Genomic DNA, 4,218 nt, shown 5'->3' with positions numbered 1-4,218 from the left:
TCGACAGCTACATCATCAACCGCAACGAGAACGCCAAGCCCTTCCGCTGGACCTACAAGGGCACCCCACTCAAGGAAGCAGCCTGACCAACACCCCTCCACGAACTTTCGCGGTGCAGCACTAGGCCTGCGCAAAATCGCCCCGACCGTACTGATCAGCACCGCACCCCCCAAGGACACACTCACCGCACTGCGTGCGGCCGGCTACACCCCGGTACTGGAGGCCGAGACCGGCACGACCGTACTGGAGCGAGCCCCCCAGGAACGCGCCGAACCCCGGATGCCCGAATTCGCACAAGCCCACCCCCACTACGCGCCGGGCCCGGCAACCGCCCCCGCCCTCGCCGCCGCGCTACTGCACCCGCAGGACAGCCGAAACGACCGGAAGGGACAGCGGCGGCACCTCTCTTGAAGCACGTCCGGCCTGTTCGTTAGGGGATCCTTCAGCGAACAAGCTGGATCCTGGGGTGGCGGGCGATGCCGACCTGCACGATCACCGTCTCATTTAGCGTGTCCGGTGATCTGTGCGGTGAGCGGGGGCTATCCGTACGCTTCGTGCATGAGCGAAGTCATCGGGTACGCGAGATGCAGCCTGGACGAGCAGGACCTCACCGCCCAGCGGGGCATCCTTGCCGGGCTCGGGGTGGCGGAGGAGCGGATCTATCTCGATCACGGTCTCACCGGCACCAACCGGGAGCGCCCCGGCCTCAACCAGGCCCTCGCAGCGGTCCGGGCCGGGGACACCCTGGTCGTCCCGAAACTGGACCGGCTCGCCCGCTCGGTGCCCGATGCCCGTGACATCGGCGACCGGCTCACCGGCCGAGGGGTGAAGCTGTCGCTGGGCGGCTCGCTGTACGACCCGGCCGACCCGATGGGCAAGATGTTCTTCAACATCCTGGCCACCTTCGCCGAGTTCGAGGTGGATCTTCTGCGGATGAGGACCCGCGAGGGCATGGCCGTCGCCCGGGCCAAGGGGAAGCTGCGGGGCAAGCAGCCCAAACTCTCCGCCCGGCAGCAGGCCCACCTCGTCGAGCAGCACCGGGGCGGCGAGCACACCATCGCCGACCTCGCCGAGATCTTCTCGGTGTCCCGGGCGACGGTGTACCGGGTCCTGGAACGCGCCCAGAACGCGGACCAATAGGAAGCTGGTGGGAACATCAGGCCCGGCGCCGGGTGCGTAGGGTAGGGGTGTGAAGATCTCCGAGACGGACCGGGCCCGGCTGAAGAAATGGGCCGGGCAGCAGGTTCCCGAACACGCGCGGGCCGAGGTAGGTGTGGGCTGCGTGGTGCGCGGTAGTACTGCCGTGATCACTGAGGAGCGGGCTCCGTGGGACGGTGTCGGTGAATGGACCTCTCGCCGGGTCGCCCGGCTGCGGTCCACTGATGCGGGCTGGCTGGTGGACGGGGCGGACCGCAACGGCCGCTGGTACCCCTGCGATCACCTGCCGGCGGTCCCGTCGCTGGACCAGGCACTGGCCGTGCTGGACGATCCCCGCAACGCCTTCTGGGGCTGAGACCGGCTCAGAACGGGTAGGTCTCAGCGGGCGCCGTGGGCTGGGCCTGCTGTGCCGGCCCGGGAGACTGGCTGTGCGCGGGTGCCGCTGCACCCTGGGAAACCGCGCCGGAGCGGTAGGTCTTGGTGACGGTCGCCGTCGCGTAGGTCAGAGACGCCGCGATCTCCTCGGCGTCGATCTCAACGGTGGTACGGTGCTGTCCTTCCTTGTCGTCGAAGGTGCGCTGCTTGAGCCGCCCGGTCACGATGACCCGCATGCCCTTGGTGAGGGACTGGGCGGCGTTCTCCGCGGCCGCCCGCCACAGCGAGCAGCGCAGGAACAGCGGCTCGCCGTCGGTGAATTCGCTGCGGTCGCGGTCGTACACGCGTGGGGTGGAAGCGACGGTGAAACCGGCGACCGGGATACCGGCGGCGGTGAACCGCAGCTCCGGGTCAGCCGTCAGGTTGCCGACCACCGTCACCAGCGTCTCGCCCGCCATGCCCGCCACCCCTTTTGTGTCTGCTGCCGAAGTACGACCACCGTACCGGGCCCGGCCCCCGGGCTGGCACGATGGCCGGTATGACGGATGAGGACAACGCGCTGGCGGCGGCGACCGCGGCACTGGCCGCGGCGCAGGAAGCACTGCATGTGGCCCGCCGGAATCTGAGCGCGGCGATCGTGGCCGCGTACCGGCGCGGGGAGCCGGTCGCGCGGATAGCTGAGCGCACCGGCAAGGAAGTCATCGAGATCCGCAACCTTCTGGCCGCCACCGGAGCAGCACACCGCGGGTGATGGCGCGATATGCCTGCCGCCGCTGCCCCGGCATGTGCCCAGCCTGTGCGATGCACGGAACCGGCAGCCGCAGCGCCGGTAGAGTGGCGGCGCGATATGCCCGCTTCGAACCAGGATCCAGGTGGCCATGCTCCAGGTGCCCCATGACGATGACACGCCCGACGGCATTGTGGCGGCCGAGGCCTTGTCGATGACGGTCACGGAACTGGTGGCCCGTAGCGGGGAGCTGAAGAGCGAGCTGGTGGAGTTCGCCCAGCATCCCCGTTTCGGCAGGCAGCTGACCGCACGCCTGCGGGCCTCGGGCGACAGTGGTCTGCTGGATGAGGGAGTCGCCGTCCGTACCGTCGATCATTTCGCCCTGCAGCACCGGCTCCACGACGGCACCACAGTCGTGGAACGTTTTATCGCCCAGCGACGGCCGCCCCTGACAGGCGACGAGCGCGCGATGCTGCTGGGCTGGCGCGACGTCGTCGAGGGGCTGTTCGAGGTCCACCGGGACGACGATCCCGACGGCACTGTCGTACTTCACAACCTGATCGATGACCTGCGCTACCCCGTCCGCTCCAACATGGGCTCCGAGGCACTGGCTGTCCTGGAGCAGGGGATGTTTATTTACGGCCGTATCGTGCCCGTCCATCCCGCCACCGGTCACTGGCTTGTCAGCGGCTACCTCTCGCCCTACCCCCAGTCCTCGGGCCCGGATGTCGCACGGGCCGCCCTGCGGATGGCGACCGCGGACCCGGGTCTGCTGCGCCGCAACAGGGATCTGTCCCGGCGGGCCTGGCAGATGCAGGCCGAAGACCGCGCCGCCTTCATCGCCCTGTTCGGGTCCGACCTCGTGATCCTGCCGCCGGCCAGCGCCCAGGAACAGCTGACCGAGCACCACCGGCGCCGCCTGGAGGAAGCAACGGCACCAGCCGAAACCGACGGCAGGCCCACCACGAACAGCGCTCCTGGCGCTGAGGAGATGGGCCGGCTGCCCGAGGACTACATGCAGGCCGACAGCGTCGGGCTGATCTACGACGAGATCGAAGGCCTCAACTACTACCTCGACTTCGGCCGCCTGGACACCCTCTTCGCCGACCCCTCCCTGGCCCGCGACCACACCTACATCACCCAGCTTCGCAACTACCTGAGCGACGACACTGTCTCGCCCCTTCCCCTGCGCCGCCTGGTCCAGCGCCATCCCGACGGCGCGGACGCGGTCTTCCGCGCCCTCCTGCGCAAGCCCGGCTTCTCCTGGACGCGCGACGGCGAAGACCTGCTGCGCAGCCGCAAGAAGTCCTACTTTCAGCAGGAGACGGCCCCCAGCTTCTCCGTCGTCGGAGAACGCCTCGCCGAACTCCTGCGCACCCCGAATTGAGGGCTCTGTTCCGTAGTCGGTGGTGACGCTGCGTCCTTGGCTGCGATCATGGATCGTGCATGATGCCAACTCTCTTGTGAACGTGGTGTTTTCGGGGCTGTCGGCGCTGGCCGTCGAGGATGTGGTGGATGGCGGCGAAGTGGTCCGGGTCACGGCCCGGACCCGGGATGTCCCGGTTCTGTGCTCGGTGTGCGGGGTGGCCTGTTCTCGGAACGTCTGCCGCGGACAGCCCCGGACCGGGCAGACCAGCCGACGCACACGGGTCCCCGGGCTGCTTGAGCGTCTGCAGCCCGACGGGGAAGGTGCACGGGTACCACTGGCGGAGGGTGGCGGACGTGCCGGTGGACGGCCGCCGGGTGGTGGTCCGGGTCGCCGCACGACGCGTCTGACCTATGCGGCCGGGCGGCCGCCCGCCTCGCCCGATCCCTGGCCGTGCCGGTCTCCTACTCAGGTTGAACTCGTAGTTGCCGTGGGTGATGACGGTCCTTGATCCCTGCGGTATGCCGTGGGGATGAGGTATGCGCAGGGGGGCGGGTACACGCCCGAAAGACAGGCGGCGCGTGAGCGGTTG

The 4,218-nt window shown here is 69.0% G+C and carries 5 protein-coding genes and 1 pseudogene; 5 read left to right on the top strand and 1 reads right to left on the bottom strand.

Annotation, left to right across the window (positions count from 1 at the left end; translation table 11 throughout):
* Window positions 1-558 precede the first annotated feature (558 nt).
* Complete coding sequence (locus tag OTB19_RS41850; protein ID WP_267804107.1) at window positions 559-1,140, top strand: recombinase family protein; 582 nt, start codon at window positions 559-561, stop codon at window positions 1,138-1,140.
* Window positions 1,141-1,189: 49 nt separating this feature from the next.
* Window positions 1,190-1,513 (top strand): DUF3024 domain-containing protein, encoded by a 324-nt coding sequence (locus OTB19_RS41845; RefSeq protein ID WP_267804106.1) that lies wholly within the window; start codon window positions 1,190-1,192, stop codon window positions 1,511-1,513.
* A 7-nt stretch (window positions 1,514-1,520) separates the two neighbouring features.
* On the opposite strand, the gene OTB19_RS41840 is transcribed toward OTB19_RS41845, so the two are convergent.
* Window positions 1,521-1,991 carry a single-stranded DNA-binding protein gene (locus OTB19_RS41840; protein WP_267804105.1) on the bottom strand — a complete coding sequence of 157 codons (471 nt, stop codon included), beginning with the start codon at window positions 1,989-1,991 and terminating at the stop codon, window positions 1,521-1,523.
* Window positions 1,992-2,071: 80 nt separating this feature from the next.
* On the opposite strand from OTB19_RS41840, the gene OTB19_RS41835 reads away from it, so the two are divergent.
* The 3 genes and pseudogenes from OTB19_RS41835 to OTB19_RS41825 all read left to right on the top strand — a co-directional run.
* Window positions 2,072-2,284 carry a hypothetical protein gene (locus OTB19_RS41835; RefSeq protein WP_267804104.1) on the top strand — a complete coding sequence of 71 codons (213 nt, stop codon included), beginning with the start codon at window positions 2,072-2,074 and terminating at the stop codon, window positions 2,282-2,284.
* A 127-nt stretch (window positions 2,285-2,411) separates the two neighbouring features.
* Entirely contained in the window at window positions 2,412-3,647 is a 1,236-nt protein-coding gene (locus OTB19_RS41830) for a hypothetical protein (protein ID WP_267804103.1), read from the top strand.
* 55 nt (window positions 3,648-3,702) lie between these two features.
* A pseudogene (locus OTB19_RS41825) lies at window positions 3,703-4,097 on the top strand (hypothetical protein); the annotation flags it as partial.
* Between the last annotated feature and the right edge of the window lie 121 nt (window positions 4,098-4,218).

This window comes from Streptomyces sp. H27-H5 (assembly GCF_026627505.1).
In the GTDB taxonomy this organism is placed as follows: domain Bacteria; phylum Actinomycetota; class Actinomycetes; order Streptomycetales; family Streptomycetaceae; genus Streptomyces.
The sequence above is the reverse complement of the archived record's forward strand: the minus strand, read 5'-3'. Positions and strand labels throughout refer to the sequence as shown.

Bases quoted from the DNA above. Each gene is read 5' to 3' on its own strand.
- OTB19_RS41850 (WP_267804107.1), top strand. From the start codon at position 559: ATGAGCGAAGTCATCGGGTACGCGAGATGCAGCCTGGACGAGCAGGAC.
- OTB19_RS41840 (WP_267804105.1), bottom strand. From the start codon at position 1,991: ATGGCGGGCGAGACGCTGGTGACGGTGGTCGGCAACCTGACGGCTGAC.
- OTB19_RS41835 (WP_267804104.1), top strand. From the start codon at position 2,072: ATGACGGATGAGGACAACGCGCTGGCGGCGGCGACCGCGGCACTGGCC.
- OTB19_RS41830 (WP_267804103.1), top strand. From the start codon at position 2,412: ATGCTCCAGGTGCCCCATGACGATGACACGCCCGACGGCATTGTGGCG.